Source organism: Acinetobacter sp. BD54, from assembly GCF_044778325.1.
Lineage (GTDB): Bacteria > Pseudomonadota > Gammaproteobacteria > Pseudomonadales > Moraxellaceae > Acinetobacter > Acinetobacter baumannii.
Genome location: NZ_JANJEP010000001.1, coordinates 408347 through 431930, shown reverse-complemented (window position 1 = coordinate 431930; position 23584 = coordinate 408347). Strand labels below are relative to the sequence as shown.

Here is a 23584-nt window from a genome sequence, read left to right as displayed (position 1 = left end):
ATATATCAAAAGTAAAATATCTTTAGAACTTTAAAATGATGAGATAACAACAAATCAATCTGTTTTTGAGGCTTTAATGTTTATAATCTTAAGCTAATTTCTTCCATGTATATTTAAAGCTGGAGCGTTCGCAACATGAATAAGGTAGTCCTGTTTGACATGGATGGAACTTTACTAGATTTGGCTTTTGATGACTTTATCTGGAACGAATGCTTACCTAAAAGACATTCTGAAACACATCATCTATCTTTAACTGAGAGTCAAGAAATATTAAACCAGTTTTATCGCAGCCATAAACATACGCTTGCTTGGTACTCATCAAATTACTGGACACAAACAACTGGCGTGGATGTTTTAAAGCTCCAGCAAGAATTTCAGCATAAAATTAAAGCGAGACCAGGATGCATGGAGCTGCTCAGCGCTTTAAAAGCACAGGATTATCAATGTTGGCTAGTCACCAATGCTGACTGTGCAAGCCTAAAATTAAAACTTGATAACGTTCCTATCCAAGATTTTTTTGAAGTCATCGTATCTAGCGAACAAATTGGTTACGCAAAAGAAAACATCCGATTCTGGCAAGAGTTGCAACGCTTGCATTATTTTGCGCCAGAAAGCACTATTTTTTTAGATGACACTCTTCCTGTTTTAAAAACTGCAGAAAAATTTGGTATAAGACACTTGTTTACTATCTTACAGCCCTCAAGTCTTAAGAGTATAAGACAGCCACAAGATTTAGAGTATAAAGCTCTAGGTCAGCTTACAGAGCTACTGTCTATTTTGAATCAAATTGATAGAAAGGATAATGATGTCAAAATTGCGTGAAGACGATGCTGTAGAAACCATGCGTGTCGACAAATGGTTGTGGGCAGCACGTTTTTTTAAAACCCGTTCTATTGCTAAAGCTGCAATTGAAGGGGGTAAAGTACATCACAATAATGAACGTGTAAAAGTTTCTAAAGAAATTCGTGTCGGTATGGAGCTCGTTGTTCAACAAGGTTTCGATAAAAAAACAGTTGTTGTTAAAGCGCTCTCCAATACCCGAGGACCGGCCCCTGTTGCACAACAACTTTATGAAGAAACAGAAGTAAGTATTGCAAGACGGGAGTTGATTGCTTCCCAACGAAAATTGCATAATCTAGCACGACCTGACCATAGACCAAGCAAGAAAGATCGGCGACAAATCAATCGGTTTAAACAGGATAATGATCAACATTATGAAGATCACTGGTCTTATAATGATGAATAAAAACGTCGAGTTGTGTCGCACTCACATATACAATATATAGAAGCTAGAGAAAAAATCTGTCACTATTAGCCCTGTGAAACAAGTTGAGATTCAATGCATCCACTTGGGTTAAACGTGATGAACATAGAGTATTGAGGTTTTTGAGATGGATGAGAATAAAAGCAAAGCATTACAAGCCGCTTTGAGCCAAATTGAGAAGCAATTTGGTAAAAATACGGTTATGCGTCTTGGTGATAACACTGTTCAAGCAGTTGAAGCCGTATCTACAGGTTCTTTAACTTTAGACATCGCATTGGGGATTGGTGGTTTACCAAAAGGCCGTATTATCGAAATTTATGGTCCTGAATCTTCTGGTAAAACCACAATGACATTGCAAGCAATTGCTCAATGTCAAAAATCTGGTGGTACATGTGCCTTCATTGATGCTGAGCACGCCCTAGACCCTCAATATGCACGCAAGCTTGGTGTAGATATTGATAACCTACTTGTTTCACAACCCGACAATGGTGAGCAAGCACTTGAAATTGCTGACATGCTTGTCCGTTCAGGCGCAATTGATTTAATCGTTGTGGACTCGGTAGCTGCACTTACCCCTAAAGCAGAAATCGAAGGTGAGATGGGTGACTCTCATATGGGTCTACAAGCACGTCTTATGAGCCAGGCACTTCGTAAAATTACGGGTAATGCTAAACGTTCAAACTGTATGGTTATCTTCATTAACCAGATTCGTATGAAAATTGGTGTTATGTTTGGTAGCCCAGAAACTACCACTGGTGGTAACGCTCTTAAATTCTACGCTTCAGTTCGTTTAGATATTCGTCGTATCGGTCAAGTAAAAGAAGGCGATGAAATTGTTGGTTCAGAAACTAAAGTTAAAGTCGTTAAGAACAAAATGGCTCCTCCGTTTAAAGAAGCTATTTTCCAAATTCTATACGGTAAAGGTACTAACCAACTAGGTGAACTTGTAGATTTAGCTGTACAACAGGATATCGTACAAAAAGCTGGTGCATGGTATTCATATCAAGGCAATAAAATTGGCCAAGGTAAAAACAATGTAATTCGCTATTTTGAAGAAAATACTCAAATAGCTGAAGAAATTGAACGTAATATCCGTGAACAATTGCTGACTACAGGCACAAATGGTGCAGTTCAAATTGAAGATGAAGAAGAGCCAGATCTTTTATTAGAATCGTAATTATACATGAGTCATAAAACGCCCTTCGGGGCGTTTTTTACAAGGAATTTTATATGTTCAAAAGAAACGATGAGCAATCTCAGCAGCGCCCTCCTCTTACTGGCCAACGTTTACGCTCATATGCTTTTGCTTTACTCACTCGCCGAGATTACTCTAAAGCAGAGCTTATCGAGAAATTAGCTCGTTATGCACAAAATATAGAAGAAGTAAAACAACTGGTTGAGGAGTTATCTGAACAAAATTACCAGAGTGATCAACGTGTTGCTGAGCAAATGCTAGCAAGCCAAATTCGTAAAGGTAAAGGACCGAAACGAATTCAACAAGCTTTAAAAACTAAACAAATTGAAAATGATTTAATTGCAGATGAAATTCAAGAAATTGATTGGGTAGAACAGGCTTATCAACTTAAAGTTAAAAAATTTGGAGAAGCTGTAGAGAAAGATCCAAAACTTAAAGCAAAACAGATCAGATTCTTACAATATAGAGGATTTGATTTAGATGTAATTTTAAAAGCAATCCAAAGAAAATTGGATTAAAAGAATGGTGGCAACCCCACTAGCAAAACTTCGGCACATCATAGATCTGCTACCGTTGCTACCTTCCGGTCCTGGCGGGGTTCACAGAGTACAATTGCGAAGCCACCAGCGGGGCTACCATTGCAAAACAAAGTATAGAGATTTTTAAAAGAGTTGCAACCCTTCTCTGCCTTTTTCGGCAAGTTTTTGTTTCGATTGATTAATTCCTCAGCAAAAATAGCTTTAAACCCCAAAAATGTAATTTCTTGAGCTTATGCTCTTTTCTTATTTTGCATAAAATATGCTTGAAGATTGTAAACTATCCTTGCATTTAAACTGTTAACTGCTTTAATTGCATTGATCAATGAAAAACCTTAGATATTTAGAGAATTGTTTTTTATATTCCTGTGTCAAGGTGGCTTTTATATAAAATTATGGATTTATACATATGCAAATGAAGAAGCATTCTTTATTATTTATTGCCTTAATGAGCACCACTTCTCTATACGCAAATATCCCTATCGAGTCTCGTGGTTTAAGTCAAAATGATGGTAGTGCATCCAATACTTCTTCAAGCAATATTTCAGTTCCTACAAATTTAAACTGGGAACTCATGCAAAAAAACCAACAATTAGAAAATGATATTCGTACATTAAGAGGTCAGCTTGAAGAACAAGCTAATGATATTGAGCAATTAAAGAAAGATCTAGCAAACCGATATACCGACTTAGATCAACGTTTAGAATTATTACACCAAAAAGTTGACTCTGACAGTGCTACACAAGATGATAGTTCGAATGCAACATCCGATAACACTACTCCTGCTAGTGCACCAGCCCCTCAAACCACAGAGAGTAATAAAGTAGCTGCAGTACCAGCCACACAAACTTCTGAGCAGCAGCCTAGCGCACCAACAACCACTACTCAACCAGCACCAGCTGCTGCGCAAAACCAGTCAAATTCCCTCGAATTAGAAAAAGCTGCTTATACTGTAGCTTTAGATGCGTATAAACAAGGCGGTGCTAAAAAAGCAATTGCTCCAATGCAAAACTTTATAAAAAACCATCCTAATAGTATCTATACAGGTAATGCTTATTTTTGGTTAGCCGAGTTTCATTTAGCGACAGATCCAGTAAATTATAATGAAGCAAAGAAAAACTATAATGTCGTAGCTAACCAATACCCAAATTCAAGTAAGGCACCTCGAGCATTGTACCAACTTTATAGTATCGCTAAAGATGTTGATAAGAATACTGTGTCAGCAAATCAATACAAGAACAAGTTACTTAGCCAATATCCAAAGTCTGAAGAAGCAAAATTCTTTAACAAATAATTTAGTTATAAAAAAAGACACTGTTAAAACAGTGTCTTTTTTTATGTCTTCTTGATTAGCGCACAATTCCACGCTCTGATTGTTCAAGAGAATCAATCAAGAGTTGAGCTTCTGGAACTGAAGGTAAAATTTCACTTTTAATTTGGTCAATAGCTTGAACAGAAGTTAATCCAGATTTAAATATCAATTTATAAGCTTCTCTTAAGCCTTGAATTGTATTTTTAGACCAACCTTTTCTTCGCATACCTTCAATATTTATACCAAACGCATGTGCAGGGTTACCAGACGCCATCACATAGGCTGGAACATCTTTAAGGATCAAAGAAGCCCCACCAATCATGCTATAAGAATCGATCTTACAGAATTGATGAATTCCAGAATTACCACCCACAATAACGTGATCACCAATATGTACATGTCCAGCGACACCTACATTATTAGCAAAGATATTATGGTCACCTACGATACAATCATGTGCAATATGTGTATTTACCATTAATAGGTTATGACTACCTATCTTGGTTAATGCATTATCTTGCACCGTACCTCTATGTAAGCTGCAATGTTCGCGAATTAGATTATTGTTACCAATTTCAAGCCACGTTTCTTCACCTTTATATTTGAGGTCTTGGCAAACTTCGCCAACACTTGCAAATTGAAAGATTTCGTTATTTTGGCCAATTCTGGTAAAACCACCTACAACCACATGAGAATGTAATTTAGTACCAGCACCAATAGTCACTTGAGGACCAATAATACAATAAGGTCCTATTTGAACATCTGAAGCAATCACTGCAGATGGATCAATAATGGCGGTAGAATGGATTAAATCGTGATTGCTCATGCCTGCTCTGTTTTTTGGTGTGAAATCATAATCTCAGCGGTTGCTGCTACAATGCCGTCAACGCTAGCTGTACAATTGTATTTGTAGATACCGCGCTTCTGCATTACCAACTCAGATTTTAATACAAGTTGATCACCTGCAACTACTTGTTTTTTAAATCTAACTCTTTCTGCACCAGCAAACAGGAATAATGAACCTGGTTTTGGCGTTTCATTGTTCATAATAAAACCAAGAACGCCTGAAACTTGAGCTAATGCTTCAACAATGAGAACACCAGGCATAATTGGATATTCTGGGAAATGCCCTTGTAGGAACTCTTCATTGATAGAAACATTTTTATAACCAACAATACTATTGTCAGTAACTTCAGTCACACGATCAACCAATAAGAATGGGTAACGATGCGGCAAATATTGACGAATCGTTTGAATCTGCATTGGTAATTCAGGGATGGCAAATTTAGGTGTAGTAGACTCGGTCATAATATTCTATTTACGCAAATTAAAAGTTGATTCAAGAGACTCTATTTGAGCTTGTATATGATCAAGTCGTTTAGTGATTTGGGTCAATGGCACATCTGCTAATTGTCGCAAGCGTACAATCGTCTTTTTCCAATGATTATTTTCAAATAATCCGGTTCCCGAAGAGTAAGTTCCAGCTTCAGAAATATTTTTTGTGACCATTGACATTCCAGTCAAAGTCACATTATCAGCAATTGAAAGGTGTCCTGCCACTCCACACGCCCCAGCTAGAATACAGTTTTTGCCAATTTTTGTACTTCCGGCAATACCGCACTTCGCTGCAATAGCAGTATTTGAACCAATATGGACGTTATGTGCAATTTGCACAAGGTTATCAATAATAACCCCATCTTCCAAAATTGTATTATCAAGTGCGCCTCTATCAATACTACAATTTGATCCAATTCGGACATCATTTCCAATTAAAACTGAACCTAATTGAGCAATACGATGCCACTTTCCTTGATATGGAGCAAAACCAAAACCTTCTCCACCAATGACAGTACTTGAATGAATACGCACCCGATCTCGTAATTTAGAACCACCTGTAATAGTGACATGAGAATCAATAAAACAGTCTTTTCCAACTTCTACATTATCATCAAGTTTGGTATGTGACTGAATGACGGTATTATCGCCAACTACACAATTCTCACCAATAACCACATAGTGACCAATATAAGCAGTTTCGGAGATAACAGCAGATGGATGAATTTGGGCAGTGCTTTCTATGCCTGTTGAGCTAATCTTTTTATCAAATACATGGGTAAGGATTGCAAACGCAAGATAGGGATTATCAACAATAATAAAATTATCTTTTTCAGGAAGATGTTCTTTTAAAGCTGCGGTAACAATGTAAGCGCCCGCACAACTTACTTTAGCTTGATCGAGATGTTTCTCACCATTCACAAAAGTAAGATGGTTAACCTCTGCATTTTCCAAACTCGCCAAGTTTGAAAATTGAAGACTACCTTCACCAATTAGCTCACCTTTAACAAGGTGAGCTAATTCATCTAAACGATATTGTTGCACTTTCATTAATTTATTTCATTGAATTAACCTTTTGTATCATTTTATCAGTTAAATCATACTTAGCGTCATAGGCAACAGTCGAATTTTTATTCAAAATAAAGTCAAGATTATTTTCTTTTCGTAATTGCTCAGCAGCTTGCTTAACTCTAGTCTCAAAAGTTGTATTCATACTTTGTAAGCTCGTTTGAACTCTTGACTGTAAGCCTTGCTGTGTTGAATTAAACTCATTTAATTTCGATTGATACTGAGATTGTAATTTTTTAATCTCATCTTCTTTCATTTTTTGGCCTTGAGTCTGCGCTTGACGTTGAAGCCCTTCTAACTCTTTACCTAATTGCTCAAGCTTAGTTGTAGTTGGTTTCACTGACTGGTTTAAGCTTGCATTTTGCTGTTTCAAATAAGTACTACTTTCAACAACTTTAGCTAGATCAATTACCCCATAACCAGCTGCATTAGCTGCTACAGAAGCCACTGTCAGGCCTAACCCTAACATTAATTTATTTAATTTATTCATGTAAATCTCTTTCCTTATTTCGTTATACAAAAAGATCGTACTTAGAAAGTACGACCAATTTCAAACTGAATTTCTTTCGTTTCATCACCCGGTTTATCATTTAACGGGAATGCATAGCTAAGTGACAATGGACCAATCATCGTAATCCAGGTTACACCAACACCCACACTATAACGTAAGTTACTTAAGTCAAACCCGTAATTATCTTCACAGTATTTTCTGACATCCGTAATAGTTTGGCCATTAATGATCATGCCTTTATTACCATAAGCTGAATTATTGATATCACATTTTGTATCAAAAACCTGACCACCTTCAGCAAAAAGAACAGGACGTACTTGGCGAGTCCAGTCACCTTTAAATGGCATTGGTAGAACCAACTCTGTACCAAATTGGAGAAGAGCATTACCACCTACTTCTTCAGGAGAACCATCATTCTTCTGAGTTTCTTGTAGATTTACACTCGCATATTTAGGTCCTAGGGTACTGTTGTCATAGCCACGTACAGAACCGTAACCGCCTGCATAGAAGTTTTTATAGAATGGTAAATCATTACCATAACCTAACTTACCATAACCACGTAGCACAAAGCCTGTACTACCAATAGGGAAGAATGCTTGAGTATCATAAGTTACTTTCTGATAATCAACATCGCTACCCGGTAGACCAATTTCAAGACCTACACGATGAGACATACCTGATGTTGGGAAAATTGGTCTATTCAAAGTGTTATATGACCAACCTAAGTTCAGACTATAAGTGAAGAACTCACCTTCAAAAGCATTATTATATGGGATTGGATCAACAAGGCACTTACCTGTATATGTAACTACTCCTGTAGTTGGATCAACATTTTTTTCTAACTGATCTTCTGGGCAGTAAGTATCCTGACCAGTTGCCTTACCACCATTTGCCAATAAATAATCACGTACATATGTAGAAACATAAGGACCTGTGGTTACTTTAGTGTTATCAACGCCCACCGAAGCACTTAAACTTTGATTTTCGTCAATTGGGTAACCAAAACTTAAACTTCCACCGAAACTATCCGTTACATAGTTGTTAACGTTATAGTCATCATTCAGCTTCGTTTTACGATAATAGACGTTATAACCGCGGCTTACCCCATCAATGGTAAAGTAAGGGTCAGTAACACTTAAGTTGTAATAGTCTTGAGTTTCAGAACGAGATAAGTCAATTGCAACTCGGTTACCTGTACCCATAAAGTTAGTTTGACTAAGTCCTGCTTGGAACGTAATACCACCACTTTGCGAATAACCAACCGCTAATGTAGTAGTACCTGAATGTTGTTCTTCAACATTTACGTTTAAATCAACTTGGTCTGGAGAGTTTGGAATACGAGCAGGTTTAATATCAACGGTTTTAAAGAAACCTGTACGCTCTAAACGAACTTTAGATAAGTCAATTTTTTCATTGCTCGCTAATGCACCTTCCATCTGACGCATTTCACGACGTAATACTTCATCAGAAGTTTTGCTATTACCAGTAAAATTAATACGACGTACGGTAACTTGTTGACCTGGATTCACATAATAATTTAAGTCAACAACGCCAGTTTCATTATTAATCTGCGGCACAATATTTACATCTGCAAAGTAATAACCTGCATTACCATACTTACGTAAAAGTAATTGCTTAACTGCATTTACTTTTTCTTGTGAATAGGTATCACCATCTTTATAAATTTTTAATGCTTGTAATTCTTCAGGCTTATAAAGTGCATCACCTAAGAATTTAGTTTGACCAAATTTAAATTGGCTACCTTCATCAACAGCAACCTCAATAAAGATATGCTTTTTATCTTCACTAATATTGAGTTGGGAATTATTAATATTAAAATTAATATAGCCTTTGTTAAGGTACATGGCACGTAAAGCTTCAAGGCTTGCAGCCATTTTTTCACGTGCATAACGGTCATTACGTGTGACTACAGAAGCCCAACCACTTTCTTTAACTGCAAATGCTTGTTTAATTTCACTGTCTTTAAAAACAGTATTACCAATTACATTAATATCAAAGACTTTTGCCGGCGTTCCTTCATTAAAATTAATTTTTAATTCAACGCGGTTATTTGGACGAGCAACTGTATCAACTGTAACATCAGCATCGTAACGGCCTTGTTGAGTATATTGTTGCTCTAATTCTGTCTCAATGGTTTGCAAAGCAGATTTCTTAAAAACCTCACCCTCAGCAATACCCATTTTTTTAAGGCCTTGTTCTAAAGCCTCTTTAGGAATAAGTTTATTACCCTTAAATTCAAGCTTTGAAATAATTGGGCGCTCAATAACATTAAAAACCAAAGTATCATTTTCTTTTGATGCTTTAATATCATCAAAAAGTCCAGTGGCATACAATGTTCGAATTGCTTCGGCGATCATCGGTTCATTAACGCGATCGCCACTGTTGATTGGCAACATGGTATAAACATTTGCAGGGGTAAGACGGACCAACCCGTTTACACGAATAGCTCTAACAACGAAATCATCAGCTGCATATGCTTGTTGTACCGCTGCCATAGCGCTAACAAGTGCCAAAGGCATTAAAAAATGTGTGTGCCGCATGCCAGTTTTTTCCAGTAAGTTATAAATCCATATACGTTTACAAACGCATAAAGTCATTAAATAAAGCTAAAAGCATCATACTACCGAGCAGTACCATACCAATTTTTAGACCAAACATTTGTATTTGTTCAGAAACAGGCTTCCCACGAATAGCTTCAATAATGTAATACACTAGATGACCACCATCTAACATTGGAATTGGTAATAAGTTTAAAATTCCAAGACTTACACTCATTAAAGCCATAAAAGAGATAAAGGTTTCCCAACCCATTTCTGCACTTTGGCCAGCTACTTTTGCAATGGTAATTGGCCCAGAAAGATTTTCTAATCCAATTAGTCCCTTAACCATTTTTACTATTGAATTCAAAATCATGCTAGAGATTTGGCCAGTTTTATCAAGTGCCATTTCAAAAGCTTGTATTGGAGTATATTGAATTGTTTGCTTATATTCGTCAGGAATTGTAATTTTTCCAGCATCACTTTTTACACCAAGTACTCCATTTACCTGCCCCATGCTATCACGCTTACCTTGTGGCATAACTTGTAAATGTACTAGTTGTTCATGACGTAAGACATCAATCTTAAGTAACTTTTCTGGGGAACGCTGGACAACTTCTACCACGTCGAACCAATCTTTCATAGGCTGGCCATCAATCGCAACAATACGATCGCCCACTTTCATCCCTTGACGAATCGCCGCACCATCTTCCGTTAACTCTGTTACAACAGCAGGAATCACAGGTCGATAAGGTAAGAAACCTAATACGTCCAGTGCAGATTCATTTTGATTTTTTAAAAAATCTTTAATTGGTAATACAAAATTTTTTTCGGAACCAGCACGGTCCACATCAATATTTACAGTACCTGTTTCCCCAACTCGATCAATCAAAGCAAAGTTTAGCTTTTCCCATGTTGTTGTCTCTTTCCCATCAACAGCAATAATTTTGTCACCTACATGTAACTGGGCTGCTGCAGCTGGAGAGTTTGGAATAATTTTGCCAATTTTAGTATTTAATTGTTCTTGGGCTGGTAAAAACAAAATCCAAAAGAGGAGTACGGCAAAAATCAAGTTAATTAATGGTCCAGCAGCAACAATCGCTATACGTTTCCACGGTTTTTGCCGGTTAAAAGCATATGGTAGATCTTGTTCTGCCACATTACCTTCTCGCTCGTCCAACATTTTGACATAGCCGCCTAAAGGTAAGGCAGAAAGCTGATATTTAATACCAGACTTCTTAGACGTCCATTTCAGTAAAGTTGGTCCAAACCCAATTGAGTAAACTAAAACTTTAACACCAAGTTTTCGCGCAACCCAATAATGGCCAAACTCATGGATTGCAATTAGAGGCCCAAGTAAAAGAGCTGCCGCTGCAATCATAAACAGTGCATTCATTTCAGCCTCCAATACTTGATATATATTGCTGAGCTACAGATCGGGCCACTTTATCTTTATCTAAAATGCACTCGATGCTTTCAGCCGCTGCATTCTCTAATTTTTCCAAAGTATGCTCTACCACTTGCGGAATACTTGTAAATCCAATCCTTTCCATTAAGAATGCTTCAACTGCAATTTCATTAGCTGCATTCAAAATGGTTGGTGCCAAACCTCCCGCACGCATTGCTTGTCTAGCCAAATTTAATGCAGGAAATTTTTGGGTATCCGGTGCCTGAAAATTAAGTTGAGAATACTCAAATAAATCTAAAGCAGGAACATTAGTTTGTAAACGCTCAGGCCATGCCAATGCATGTGCAATCGGAGTACACATATCCGGGTTACCCATTTGTGCTAATGTTGAACCATCAACATACTGCACCATAGAGTGAATGATACTTTGTGGATGAACAACAACTGTAACAAAATGTTCAGATATTGAAAATAAATGACAAGCCTCTATTAACTCTAACCCTTTATTCATAAGAGTAGCTGAGTCAACCGAAATTTTTTGTCCCATTGACCAGTTTGGATGTTTACATGCTTGTTGCGGCGTTACATGAGTCAATTGTTCTAAGGAGTGATTTAAAAAGGGACCACCAGATGCTGTAAGCAATATTTTAGATACACCTAGCTGTGGTTGCCCTGTTCTATCTGCTTGTAAATAATTATGAGGTAATGATTGGAAAATTGCATTATGTTCAGAATCAACTGGCAATAACAATGCCTGATGATCACGAGCAGCTTGCATCATGATTTCACCAGACATAACTAATGCTTCTTTATTGGCAAGTAGTACTCGTTTACCTGCCTTAACAGCCGCTAAAGTTGGCAACAGCCCAGCTGCCCCTACAATTGCAGCCATAACAATATCCACATCTGTATGAGATGCGATATCGACTAAACCCTCTTGCCCAGCTAAAACATCAATATCCGATATATTTTGCTGAGCAAATAGTGTTTTTAATTCAGCTATTTTCTGTTCAGGAACAACAACAACTTTAGGTTGAAACTGTTTGCAGATTTCAACAAGTTCAGAAATTCGACTATGCGCCGAAACTGCAAAGACTGAATACTTATCTGGATGTTGACCTAAAATTTTTAAGGTACTTCGTCCAATAGAACCGGTTACACCCAATATGCAAACAGATTGTGTCATCTATAAATCTACACCAATAAGCTTTAATATATACATTCCCGTTGCAAAAATCGGGGCTGCTGCGAGTAAAGAATCAATACGGTCCAATACACCACCATGACCTGGCAAAACACGGCCAGAGTCTTTAATACCAGCACGGCGTTTGATCATTGATTCAAATAAATCACCTAATACTGAACCGAACACTGTAATTAAAGACAAAATCAAGAATAGAAGTTGTTGAACCCAAGTTAGGTTTAAATATTGATATTGCACCACAAGCATTACAATAATTGTAGTGAGAATACCGCCATATAAACCTTCTACTGATTTATTAGGACTTACTGTAGGCGCCAATTTTCTTTTACCGAATTTACGGCCTACAAAGTAAGCTCCACTATCTGCACCCCACACAAGCAAGAACAAATACATCAACCACCATGGTGAGCTTTGCCATACTACAAAGATTGCAGTCACTGCTGCACAGATAAGAATCAAACCAATGACATATAGGGTCGCGTTATACCACCCATCGAATTCAGGAAAAGACTTAACCCAATAAACACTAACGAGCCAAGTTAAAATTGAAGCAGACCATAACAGTAAAGCAATGTCATGAAAGAACAAGGCAACGCCAGAAACAAAGGCAACAAGTAGACCATAACCCCAAGCTTTAGGTTTTACTACTGCACCAACTTCCCTAGGCATTAACTTATACCATTCATACCCCGCAACTCCTGCTGCTACAATCATAAGTACCAACATTGGATAATGTGATTGCGTAGCAAACATACAGCCCAAAACAACTGCAACAAGTACCAATGCGGTAACAATCCGCTCTAACATTATAATTTCTCGATTTTCTCTTGCTGAATTTGTTCAGATGTTTTACCGAAACGACGTTCACGCCCTGAAAAAACATTCAATGCATGGTCGAATTCTTCCACTGTAAATTCCGGCCACAAAGTATCCGTAAAATACAGCTCCGCATAAGCCGCTTGCCATAACAAGAAGTTAGATATACGGAAATCGCCACCTGTACGGATCAACAAGTCCACAGCTGGCAGATCGTTTAGACTGACATATTTTGCGAACAAATCAACATTTATTTGATCAGCGTCAATTTCGCCACGGGAAACTGCTTGAGCAACCTGCTTAGCTGCATTTGCAATATCCCACATACCACCATAGCTTACTGCAATAGTTAATGTCATGGCCTCATGATGTGCTGTTTGTTGCTCTGCATCTTCCATTAAGGCAACTAAATGTGAAGGTAATCGGGAACGATCCCCTATAAAGCGCAAAGCAATATTGAATTTCTTCATGCGAGGTATTTGCTCATGAATCGTTTCTTCAAGAAGTTTCATAAGCAGATCGACTTCATATTGTGGTCGATTCCAATTTTCACTCGAAAATGCAAAAACAGTTAAAGCACGAACGCCAGTTTTAACACAATGTTCAACAATAGGGTCAAGAACATTTTTACCCTCTCTGTGCCCATCGCCTTTTTGCATTTGATTTTTCTTTGCAAAGCGATTGTTGCCATCCATGATGATGGCAACATGCTGAGGAAGATGATACTCTTCTGAATCGGTCATAAAAATTAGACCTTCATCAATTCTGCTTCTTTCGCTGCTAGACGTTTGTCTACTTCTGCAACATATTTATCAGTGATTTTTTGGATATCATCGCCTGCACGACGCTCATCATCTTCAGAAATTTCTTTCTCTTTTAACAATGCCTTGATATCACCTAATACATCACGACGAATATTACGGATAGCAACTTTCGCATTTTCAGCTTCACTGCGAGCGATTTTCTGCATATCACGACGTGTTTCTTCAGTTAAAGCTGGTAAAGGTACACGGATTGAATCAGCAGTAATAGGATTTAAACCTAAATCACTTTCACGAATTGCTTTATCAATTGCAGCAACCATCGTACGTTCAAATGGTTGAACGATAAGCGTACGAGAATCTTCAACACCAACGTTCGCTACTTGGTTTAAAGGCACATCAGAACCATAGTAAGGAACCATTACCCCATTTAAAATTGATGGGTGTGCACGGCCGGTACGAACTTTAGCAAACCCTTGTTCCAAAGACTCAAGAGTTTTTAACATACGCTGTTCGCTGTCTTTTTTCAGATCGTTAATCATATGATCTTCCTTACTTATTTATTCAAGGATGTATATAACAAATTTAATTTAGCGCTAGTATAAAGAGCTTTACGGCACACGTACATTATTTAGTAACGCGTGTACCCTCTTTTTCACCCATTACCACTGACAATAGCGCACCAGATTTATTCATATCAAATACTTGCAATGGAACATTATGGTCACGGCATAAGCAAATTGCCGTTAAATCCATAACACCCAGTTTTTCATCTAACACTTGGTCAAATGTTAAATGGTCATATTTCACTGCATCTTCGTATTTGCTCGGATCTTTATTATAAACACCGTCTACTTTGGTCGCTTTCAAAATTAAATTTGCTTCAATTTCAATACCACGTAAACATGCTGCTGTATCAGTTGTAAAGAATGGATTTCCTGTCCCTGCTACAAAAACACACACTTCGCCTTGGCTTAAATGACGAATCGCATCACGACTTGAGTAAGACTCTACAACAGTACCGATTGGTAGCGCTGACATAAGACGAGTTCTGATATTACGGCGCACCAATGCATCACGCATTGCCAAACCATTCATAACAGTTGCAAGCATCCCCATCTGATCACCTGTTACACGGCCAACCAAACCGTCTTTTTGTAACTGGCTACCACGATATAAGTTACCGCCACCCACAACGATACCTACTTGCACACCCAAGCCAACCAAATGTGCAATAGAAAGTGACATCTGATCTAAAACTTGAGCATCAATACCCATATCTTTATTACCTGATAAAGCTTCACCAGATAATTTTAATAAAATTCGTGAATAACGGGGGCTGATTGTTTCCGCCATGATTTTGCTCCAAGACCTCTTAAACTGAATGCTTTTTGAATCGTGATTCGATTAGACCGATTTAATTTTAATTAACTTTGCAAATAAGTCGTATTCATCCGCATCGGTAATTTCGACTTCCAACATATCGCCTGGTTGAATAGTGCTCTTATCGATATCTTCTACAAAGACATTACCGTCAATTTCCGGAGCATCGGCATAAGAACGTGCAACAGCAACAGGATATTCATCTTCCAAACTATCGACCAATACAGTCATCGTTTGACCAATACGTTTTTGTAATTTGGCAGCAGAGATTTGTTGCTGCACTTGCATAAAGCGCTCGTAACGCTCTTGCTTAATTTCTTCTGGCACATGATCTGGTAAATCATTTGCCGTAGCGCCTTCTACTGGTGAATAGGTAAAGCAGCCTACACGATCAAGTTGAGCTTCAACCAACCAATCGAGCAAAATCTGGAAGTCTTCTTCAGTTTCGCCTGGAAAGCCAACCACGAAAGTAGAACGGATCACAAGATTCGGGCATTTTTCGCGCCATAATTTAATTTTTTCTAATGTATTCTCACTATGCGCCGGACGTTTCATTAATTTAAGAACGCGTGGGCTTGCATGCTGGAATGGAATATCGAGGTATGGCAAGATTTTACCTTGAGCCATTAAATCGATTACTGCATCAACATGTGGATATGGATATACATAATGTAAGCGAACCCAAATTCCAAGCTGACCAAGTGCTTCACACATGTCAAAGAATTTGGTTTTTACGGGCTGTCCATTCCAGAAATCGAGCTTATATTTGGTGTCTACGCCATAAGCTGAGGTATCTTGGGAAATGACCAAGATTTCTTTTACACCTGCACGTTTTAACGCAGCAGCTTCTTCTAATACGCTTCCAACCGGACGTGATACTAAATCACCGCGCATGCTCGGGATAATACAGAAGGTACAACGGTGGTTACAGCCTTCAGATATTTTTAAATAAGCATAATGTTTCGGTGTTAAACGGATACCTTGCTCAGGAACAAGGTCAATAAACGGATTATGTTTAGGCGGTGCTGGGACATATTCATGTACAGCTTCCATAACGTCTTGATAAGCTGCTGCACCAGTAACTTTTAGAACATTAGGGTGCATTTGACGAATTTTATCTTCGTCTTTACCTAAACAGCCTGTCACAATAACTCGGCCATTTTCACTCATGGCTTCGCCAATTGCATCTAAAGATTCTTGTACTGCAGATTCAATAAAACCACAGGTATTAACAACAACTAAATCAGCACCATCATAATCTGATGCAACTTGATAACCTTCAGTCTTTAACTGAGTTAAAATTCGTTCAGAATCTACCAATGCCTTAGGACAACCTAAAGAAACAAAACCGACTTTGGGGGTCTTCATGAATCTGCGCTCCACTTGAATGCGCGTATTGTATGTCTTTTCTCGTCTCAAGCATAGGTGGAAACCCCACTCTTTGTGTAATGCACCAAAATACAACCAATATTTGCACCAAAACTCAATATTGCACCAAGTTGGATCATGATATTATTGGTGTATACATCCATATTTTTGACCAAAAGATATTAAGAACGATTTTAGAGCGCTTTAAATACGCTTAAAACCTTAAAATAAACCATAAACAAAGTTGGCGTATATTTTGCATCAATCATGTTCTATAACGGTGAAAACCGATAACCAATGAAGATGCCATTGCGCCATTTTAAGACAGGAACGATTCGCTAATGGATCAACACACACCTATCGACTATCGCCTATTGGTAGACAATTTAACTACTGCGATTTTATTAATCGATAGTAACTTTAATATTTTTTATTTAAATTCCGCTTGTGAAGCACTTTTTGACATTAGTTTGCTTCGCGCTTCTGGACAACCGGTTTTAAATTTACTTCATGCACCTGATGATACCTTTAATACACATGAAGCCTTATTGAACACATTAAAAACGGGACAACCTTATACACGTCGTGAAGCCATTATTAATGTCAATTTTAAAGATTTACATGTGGATTATACGGTCTCGCAATTAAATGCAGGTAAAAGCTACCACCCGCTGTTACTTATTGAGTTAAATCCTATTGATCGTATGTTGAAAATTTCTAAGGAAGAAAACCTAATTCAACAACATCAAGTGGCTAGACAACTGGTTCGAGGCGTTGCTCACGAAATTAAAAACCCTCTGGCTGGTATTCGGGGGGCAACTCAGTTACTTGCTCGTAGTTTAAATGACGAGAGCTATGCTGAATTTACAGATATCATTATTAATGAAGTAGATCGTCTCACCAATTTGGCCGACACCATGTTGGGCTCAAGACAACTGCCAAGTTATGAAAATGTAAATGTGCATGAACCTCTAGAACGGGTACGCTCTTTAATCGCAAATCAGACCAAGAAAAAAATCAAAATTACGCGTGATTATGATTTGTCTTTACCCGATGTAAAAGCCGATCGCGACCAACTCATTCAAGTCATGCTCAATATTAGCGTTAATGCGATTCAAGCTATTACAGAAAATAAATCATTTTTTACAGATCAAGAGCCTGAATTAATTTTACGTACCCGTATTCAACGTCTAGTCACCATTAATGGAGTACTCAACCGCTCTGCTGTACGAGTCGATATTGAAGACAATGGACCGGGTATTCCCGAAAGCATTTTAGAGTCTGTGTTTTACCCTTTGGTTACAGGACGAGCAAAAGGCACAGGGCTTGGCCTGAGTATTGCACAGAACATCATGCATCAACATAACGGAATGATTGAATGCCAATCAGTTCCTGGAAAAACAATGTTTAGCTTATATTTACCTTGGGAGTCAGACCGTGTCGCGAAATAAAATATGGGTTATTGATGACGATCGCGCCATGCGATGGGTACTTGAAAAGACCTTTAAAGAAGAAGGATTTGACGTCACCAATTTTGAAGAAGCTCAAACAGCACTTGAACGTTTACATCATGATGCGCCCGATGTCATCTTAACTGACATTCGTATGCCAGGTATTGATGGGTTAACTTTCTTATCTAAAGTGAAAAACTCTCACCCCGACTTGCCTGTTATCATTATGACAGCGCATTCGGACTTAGAGTCTGCTGTATCAAGCTATCAGACTGGTGCATTTGAGTATTTACCAAAACCATTCGATATTGATGAAGCTTTAGCTCTAGTCAATCGAGCGATTTTGCATATCAATAAATTGCAGCAGCAAGAAGCGACAAAAACAGCTTCACCACTACAATCAACAGAAATTATTGGCGAATCTCCTGCTATGCAAGAGGTTTTCCGAGCGATTGGTCGTTTATCTCAGTCGCATATTACCGTTTTAATTAATGGTGAATCAGGCACAGGCAAAGAACTGGTTGCGCATGCTTTACATAAACATTCTCCACGACGCGCTAAGCCTTTTATTGCTTTAAACATGGCAGCAATTCCTAAAGATTTAATCGAAACGGAATTATTTGGTCATGAAAAAGGTGCTTTCACGGGTGCAAACACCCAACATCAAGGCCGCTTTGAACAAGCAAATGGCGGAACACTATTCCTGGATGAAATTGGTGACATGCCCTTTGAAACGCAAACTCGACTACTGCGCGTACTCGCTGATGGTGAGTTCTATCGTGTAGGTGGACACATTCCAGTTAAAGTTGATGTCAGAATTGTCGCGGCAACCCATCAAGACCTAGAAAAACTGGTGAATGAAGGTCGTTTTCGTGAAGACTTATATCATCGCTTAAATGTAATTCGCATTCATATTCCTAAGCTTGCACATCGCAGTGAAGACATCCCGATGCTGGCTCAACATTTCTTGGCTCGCGCGGGTAAAGAGCTAGGCGTAAGTCCAAAAATTTTACGCACTGAAACAACGGACTATATGCAACAATTACCATGGCCTGGTAATGTTCGTCAGCTTGAGAATACCTGCCGTTGGTTAACCGTCATGATTACTGGTCGTGAGGTTTATCCGGAAGATTTACCTTCTGAGCTTAAACAGGTTCCACTCCAAAAAAGTAGTGAGACTAGTCAGCCAGCGCCATCTTTTGAACGTATTTCTTTGCACCATTGGGATGAACTACTAAGCCAATGGGCAATTCAAAAACTTAAAAATGGTGAAATGAAGATTTTAGACATTGCTACTCCAATGTTTGAGCGCACCTTAATTAATGCAGCACTACAGCAAACTCGTGGGCGCAAACGTCATGCAGCCGAACTGTTAGGTTGGGGTCGTAACACCCTAACCAGAAAGTTAAAAGAGCTAGGCATGGATTCTGCTGATGACGATGATGAGGACGAACATAAAGCAACTTTGTCAGAAGCTTAAAACCGAAGCAAAAATCAAAAAGCGGCTAATTTAATTTAGCCGCTTTTCTTTATGACTATTTAAATCGGAATTAACTGCCAAACTAAAATGTGAACATACAGTTACATGATCAAAAAATTCTAAAAACCCATATAACTTATTATATTTTATAAATTTTCCACAAACCTACACTCTACTTATTGTTTACCAGATGACCTAAAAACATACCAATGACCATCGTTAAAGATAGATTTGCTATACTAGATAAGCAGTGTTAGCCGTCGTTATTAAATTTTATGCATGATCCAGTCCTTGAGTCACATCATCTCGTATGTGAAAAACCCCAAACACGCCGCGGTATAGAACGTCGTTTAGCTCTATTGCTAAGCGCAACCGAGCTGTTTTTGGAAAAAGGATATGATGCTGTCTCTCTTGACGACATCGTTAATCATGCTGGTGGTTCAAAAACCTCTATTTATAAATACTTTGGTAATAAAGATGGCTTATTTACTGCAATCTGCGATTATCGCCGTGAAATGTTTTTTAAAGATATCTGTATTGCATTTCAACCAGAGCAAACTTCTTTAAAAGATTATTTAATCCAAACTCTCATCCGTTTTTATAAGCACATTATTCAACCTGAACACATTGCCTTTTTACGTTTGGTTATTGAACAAACTCAATGTAATGCAACTTTGAGCCAATACTTATATGAAAAATGTGCTCTGGATGTCCAAAATACAATTGCTCAAGCCTTACTCATATCTCATCAATCAGGTGAAATTACCTGTACATCTCCTGATCATTCCTCTCTTATGTATTTTGGAATTTTACGTGATATTGAATGGCGAATGATTATGGGAATGCCTCTTCCACCCAATGAGACAGAAGTTATTGATTATATTAACTATTGTGTTGATATTTTCTTAAAGGGCCATCATAAAGTCTAATTCTTTTGCATTTTGAAATGCTTATAGTATAGTAGACTTCTTTTTTCCCACTTCCACCCAGCCAACAACAGATAATTGTTGTAATTCAAAACAATTATTATGGAGTAGCTACATGGCTCTAAGACATTTCCTGACTTTACGTGATCTATCCACTCTAGAACTTAATCGCATTTTAGAACGCGCAAGCGAACTTAAGAAAATGCAGCAAAGCAATAAGGTATATCAACCTTTTGTTGGTAAAGTATTGGGAATGATTTTTGAAAAATCGAGCACACGCACTCGTATTTCTTTTGAAGCCGGTATTAATCAATTCGGTGGCAGTGCCATTTTCTTATCACCTCGTGATACGCAATTAGGCCGTGGTGAACCGATTGAAGATTCAGCACGTGTTATTTCAAGCATGCTTGATATCGTAATGATTCGTACTTTTGGTCACGATATTGTTGAACGTTTTGCATCTTATTCAAAAGTTCCTGTTATCAATGGCTTAACTGATGATCATCATCCTTGTCAGTTACTTGCAGATTTACAAACTTATATTGAACATCGCGGCAGTATTGAAGGCAAAACCGTAGCCTGGATTGGTGATGGCAATAATATGTGTAATTCATACATTGAAGCTGCACACATGATGGGTTTCAAACTCAAGATTGCATCACCAAAAGGTTATGAACCTAAACCTGAGTTTTTAGCAGAGTTTGGGCATTGTGTTGAACTTTTTGATAATGCGGAAGATGCGGCTGTAAATGCTGATCTTATCGTTACAGATGTATGGGCAAGCATGGGACAAGAAGAAGAACAGAAGCTTCGTGAAAAAGCCTTTGCTGATTTTCAGGTTAACGAGAAATTAATGGGACTTGCACACCCGGACTGTTTATTCATGCACTGCTTACCTGCTCATCGTGGTGAAGAAATTTCTGAAACCATGCTCGACCATAAAAATGCCGTAGTATGGGACGAAGCAGAAAACCGTCTGCATGCACAAAAAGCTTTAATGGAATTTTTACTCAACGAAAATTTGAAAAAAGCTTAATTTCTAATTCAAAAAACAGCATCATTAAGGTGCTGTTTTTTATTTTTATAAGATCCCTATTATCCTCATTTATTATTTTAAAAATTTTTATGATGTTGCCCAATATATAAACAGTCTATATTTCAACTGTCATACATAATCGTGTATAACATTCTACACAATAAGCCAAGCCTACTCGTGTAGAGTGCGATTATGACAACCCTTGAACAATCATTATCTGAAATCCCTGCATTTTCGATCATTCATGAACATTTATTTAGTTCAGCGCAACCTTCTATCGAACAACTTAAGCTCATTAAAGAGTATGGTTGTAGCACTGTTATAAATTTAGCTTTATCGAATTCACCAGATAGTATTAAAAATGAAGATCAGGTCTGTCTTGAATATGGTTTAAATTATATTCATATTCCAATTGACTGGGAAACACCCTCTTCTGACCAATGCTTATTAGTTTTAGATTTGATTGATCATTTAGTGCAGAATGAAATTGTTTGGATACATTGTGCCAAAAATAAACGCGTAAGTTGTCTTATGTATGTCTACAGACAATTTTATATGAATATGGATATGGCAACCTGTCAGGATTTGCTTCATGAAGTTTGGGAGCCAAATGAAACATGGACAGGACTCATTCATAGTATTACCTTACAGCTTCAAGGCCGTAAGGCTACCTTAGAACTTCAACAGTCTTTGCAACAAACCAATGATTTAGTTTAATGAGATATTAACACCGTCGCTGTTGCTAAAATTCCTTCTTGGCGACCAGTAAATCCAAGTTTTTCGGTTGTGGTCGCTTTGATACTAATTTGATTTAAATCTACATTTAAAACATCTGCAATGCTTTGACGCATTTCCAAATTGTATTTGGCTAATTTAGGACGCTCACAAGCTACCGTAATATCAGCATTATTTAAATGATAACCTCGGTCTAATATTAATTGATAAACATGTTTAATTAGAACACGGCTATCCGCTCCTTTAAATTCTGGATCTGTATCCGGAAAATGCTGACCAATATCACCAAGTGCTAGAGCACCTAGTAAGGCATCACATAATGCATGTAGCACGACATCGCCATCAGAATGTGCTTTCAAGCCATGCGTATGCGGAATTTGAACGCCAGCTAAGGTTACGAATTTACCCTCTTCAAAGGCATGCACATCCATTCCTTGTCCAATACGAATTTGAGCAACCATATAAACTCTTCCCTTCTATTATAAAAGCTTAAGAAATCTTGTATTCAACCGTCGTGTTTCGCTATAGTACACTTAGCAAAGTAGACTGAAAGTATAAGCGATCATGCCGTCGAATACTGATATGAATCAATTGAAAAGATTAAGTTTTGTCGTGACATTGAGTTGTTTATGCTCATCGCTTGTTTTTGCAGAATCTATCGACTGCTCCAACTCAAAAGCAGAGCTAAAAATCTGTTCAAAAACCTTTAGCGAAGCACGAAAGCAGCTCAACAATAAATATCTTTCTGCATACTTGGTCACAGATGCCCCACTGCAGCTTCTACAAGATACTCAAACATTGTGGCTTAGACAAACACAACAATGCAAAACTAATTCATGTATTCAACAACAGTTTGATGTACGTGGTGATGATTTAAATTTTTATGCTTCACTTAAACAAACCCTAACTCAGCATTATCTTAAATTTGAAAATGGACATATTGCATCTCAGCCCGTTCATTTACAAATACATCAACTTGCTAAAGATAAAATCAAAATTGAAGGTTTAGCTTACCGTAATCCGAATAACCGAAAAGAAACCCAAACGGTTTCACTTATGGCTTACAGCTCTCCTGAACAGAAAAGTGAAATTTTAGATAATGAACATAACTGTAAATATAAATTTGACTTTCAGAAAGCACTGCTCATCGTAAAAACCCAGCAAAAAGGTTGTGAGCGCTTCACAGGAATTTATCGCCTGTACGACTAGTGAATATAAAATAAAAAAGCCAGTGCAT

The 23584-nt window shown here is 37.8% G+C and carries 24 protein-coding genes and 1 other RNA gene; 11 read left to right on the top strand and 14 right to left on the bottom strand.

The features are described 5' to 3' along the window. The first annotated feature begins 135 nt into the window (after positions 1 to 135). From NQ782_RS02110 to NQ782_RS02095, 4 genes are all read left to right on the top strand, one after another. The gene (locus NQ782_RS02110; protein WP_057093039.1) at positions 136 to 822 is read left to right on the top strand and encodes an HAD-IA family hydrolase; all 687 of its coding nucleotides are present in this window, start codon (positions 136 to 138) and stop codon (positions 820 to 822) included. Continuing rightward, complete coding sequence (locus NQ782_RS02105; protein ID WP_000040959.1) at positions 806 to 1246, top strand: RNA-binding S4 domain-containing protein; 441 nt, start codon at positions 806 to 808, stop codon at positions 1244 to 1246. Before NQ782_RS02110 ends, NQ782_RS02105 begins: the two co-directional genes overlap by 17 nt. Positions 1247 to 1391: 145 nt before the next feature. Beyond that, a complete protein-coding gene (recA, locus tag NQ782_RS02100; protein WP_000344169.1) occupies positions 1392 to 2441 on the top strand; it encodes a recombinase RecA in 1050 nt (349 codons plus the stop codon). A gap of 53 nt (positions 2442 to 2494) precedes the next feature. Then, positions 2495 to 2977: a regulatory protein RecX gene (locus NQ782_RS02095; protein ID WP_000476756.1), complete on the top strand. Its 483-nt coding sequence runs from the start codon at positions 2495 to 2497 to the stop codon at positions 2975 to 2977. A gap of 14 nt (positions 2978 to 2991) precedes the next feature. On the opposite strand, the gene ffs is transcribed toward NQ782_RS02095, so the two are convergent. Continuing rightward, an RNA gene (ffs, locus tag NQ782_RS02090) (signal recognition particle sRNA small type) lies at positions 2992 to 3088 on the bottom strand. Positions 3089 to 3404: 316 nt separating this feature from the next. Between ffs and NQ782_RS02085 the strand changes: the two genes are divergently transcribed. Then, entirely contained in the window at positions 3405 to 4289 is an 885-nt protein-coding gene (locus tag NQ782_RS02085; RefSeq protein WP_057093041.1) for a YbgF trimerization domain-containing protein, read from the top strand. Between the two features lie 55 nt (positions 4290 to 4344). Here the strand turns inward: NQ782_RS02085 and lpxA are convergent, their stop codons facing one another. The 12 genes from lpxA to rimO form a co-directional block, all read right to left on the bottom strand. Then, positions 4345 to 5133 (bottom strand): acyl-ACP--UDP-N-acetylglucosamine O-acyltransferase, encoded by a 789-nt coding sequence (gene lpxA, locus NQ782_RS02080; protein ID WP_000064875.1) that lies wholly within the window; start codon positions 5131 to 5133, stop codon positions 4345 to 4347. Further along, positions 5130 to 5615 (bottom strand): 3-hydroxyacyl-ACP dehydratase FabZ, encoded by a 486-nt coding sequence (fabZ, locus tag NQ782_RS02075; protein ID WP_000140523.1) that lies wholly within the window; start codon positions 5613 to 5615, stop codon positions 5130 to 5132. The genes lpxA and fabZ overlap by 4 nt, the downstream gene beginning before the upstream one ends. Positions 5616 to 5621: 6 nt before the next feature. Then, a complete protein-coding gene (gene lpxD, locus NQ782_RS02070) occupies positions 5622 to 6692 on the bottom strand; it encodes a UDP-3-O-(3-hydroxymyristoyl)glucosamine N-acyltransferase (protein WP_047481017.1) in 1071 nt (356 codons plus the stop codon). A 4-nt stretch (positions 6693 to 6696) separates the two neighbouring features. Beyond that, a complete protein-coding gene (locus NQ782_RS02065; protein ID WP_001037943.1) occupies positions 6697 to 7200 on the bottom strand; it encodes an OmpH family outer membrane protein in 504 nt (167 codons plus the stop codon). 41 nt (positions 7201 to 7241) lie between these two features. Further along, positions 7242 to 9782, bottom strand: coding sequence for an outer membrane protein assembly factor BamA (gene bamA, locus NQ782_RS02060; RefSeq protein ID WP_404210406.1), 2541 nt, complete (start codon positions 9780 to 9782; stop codon positions 7242 to 7244). A gap of 37 nt (positions 9783 to 9819) precedes the next feature. Further along, positions 9820 to 11175 carry an RIP metalloprotease RseP gene (rseP, locus tag NQ782_RS02055; RefSeq protein ID WP_000992586.1) on the bottom strand — a complete coding sequence of 452 codons (1356 nt, stop codon included), beginning with the start codon at positions 11173 to 11175 and terminating at the stop codon, positions 9820 to 9822. Position 11176: 1 nt separating this feature from the next. Next, entirely contained in the window at positions 11177 to 12373 is a 1197-nt protein-coding gene (gene ispC / locus NQ782_RS02050) for a 1-deoxy-D-xylulose-5-phosphate reductoisomerase (RefSeq protein ID WP_057093043.1), read from the bottom strand. Then, positions 12374 to 13198, bottom strand: a complete 825-nt coding sequence (locus NQ782_RS02045; protein ID WP_000893489.1) for a phosphatidate cytidylyltransferase — start codon at positions 13196 to 13198, stop codon at positions 12374 to 12376. Further along, the gene (gene uppS / locus NQ782_RS02040) at positions 13198 to 13950 is read right to left on the bottom strand and encodes a polyprenyl diphosphate synthase (protein ID WP_000132222.1); all 753 of its coding nucleotides are present in this window, start codon (positions 13948 to 13950) and stop codon (positions 13198 to 13200) included. The genes NQ782_RS02045 and uppS overlap by 1 nt, the downstream gene beginning before the upstream one ends. A gap of 5 nt (positions 13951 to 13955) precedes the next feature. Continuing rightward, the gene (frr, locus tag NQ782_RS02035) at positions 13956 to 14510 is read right to left on the bottom strand and encodes a ribosome recycling factor (protein WP_000606428.1); all 555 of its coding nucleotides are present in this window, start codon (positions 14508 to 14510) and stop codon (positions 13956 to 13958) included. Between the two features lie 85 nt (positions 14511 to 14595). Then, positions 14596 to 15324: a UMP kinase gene (gene pyrH, locus NQ782_RS02030; RefSeq protein ID WP_000852257.1), complete on the bottom strand. Its 729-nt coding sequence runs from the start codon at positions 15322 to 15324 to the stop codon at positions 14596 to 14598. Positions 15325 to 15375: 51 nt separating this feature from the next. Further along, on the bottom strand, positions 15376 to 16719 hold the full coding sequence (gene rimO / locus NQ782_RS02025) for a 30S ribosomal protein S12 methylthiotransferase RimO (RefSeq protein ID WP_000856681.1): 1344 nt from the start codon (positions 16717 to 16719) through the stop codon (positions 15376 to 15378). A 341-nt stretch (positions 16720 to 17060) separates the two neighbouring features. Between rimO and glnL the strand changes: the two genes are divergently transcribed. The 5 genes from glnL to NQ782_RS02000 all read left to right on the top strand — a co-directional run bounded on the left by glnL (position 17061) and on the right by NQ782_RS02000 (position 22329). Beyond that, positions 17061 to 18170, top strand: a complete 1110-nt coding sequence (glnL, locus tag NQ782_RS02020) for a nitrogen regulation protein NR(II) (RefSeq protein WP_000371970.1) — start codon at positions 17061 to 17063, stop codon at positions 18168 to 18170. Beyond that, complete coding sequence (glnG, locus tag NQ782_RS02015) at positions 18157 to 19650, top strand: nitrogen regulation protein NR(I) (RefSeq protein ID WP_000089273.1); 1494 nt, start codon at positions 18157 to 18159, stop codon at positions 19648 to 19650. The genes glnL and glnG overlap by 14 nt, the downstream gene beginning before the upstream one ends. A gap of 275 nt (positions 19651 to 19925) precedes the next feature. Beyond that, positions 19926 to 20579 carry a multidrug efflux transcriptional repressor AdeN gene (gene adeN, locus NQ782_RS02010; protein WP_000543879.1) on the top strand — a complete coding sequence of 218 codons (654 nt, stop codon included), beginning with the start codon at positions 19926 to 19928 and terminating at the stop codon, positions 20577 to 20579. Positions 20580 to 20691: 112 nt separating this feature from the next. Beyond that, entirely contained in the window at positions 20692 to 21612 is a 921-nt protein-coding gene (argF, locus tag NQ782_RS02005) for an ornithine carbamoyltransferase (protein ID WP_001207983.1), read from the top strand. 192 nt (positions 21613 to 21804) lie between these two features. Further along, on the top strand, positions 21805 to 22329 hold the full coding sequence (locus NQ782_RS02000) for a protein tyrosine phosphatase family protein (RefSeq protein ID WP_057093045.1): 525 nt from the start codon (positions 21805 to 21807) through the stop codon (positions 22327 to 22329). On the opposite strand, the gene ispF is transcribed toward NQ782_RS02000, so the two are convergent. Then, a complete protein-coding gene (ispF, locus tag NQ782_RS01995; RefSeq protein WP_057093047.1) occupies positions 22326 to 22808 on the bottom strand; it encodes a 2-C-methyl-D-erythritol 2,4-cyclodiphosphate synthase in 483 nt (160 codons plus the stop codon). The genes NQ782_RS02000 and ispF overlap by 4 nt on opposite strands. 103 nt (positions 22809 to 22911) lie before the next feature. On the opposite strand from ispF, the gene NQ782_RS01990 reads away from it, so the two are divergent. Continuing rightward, a complete protein-coding gene (locus NQ782_RS01990) occupies positions 22912 to 23556 on the top strand; it encodes a hypothetical protein (RefSeq protein ID WP_001139838.1) in 645 nt (214 codons plus the stop codon). The last annotated feature ends 28 nt before the right edge of the window (positions 23557 to 23584 follow it).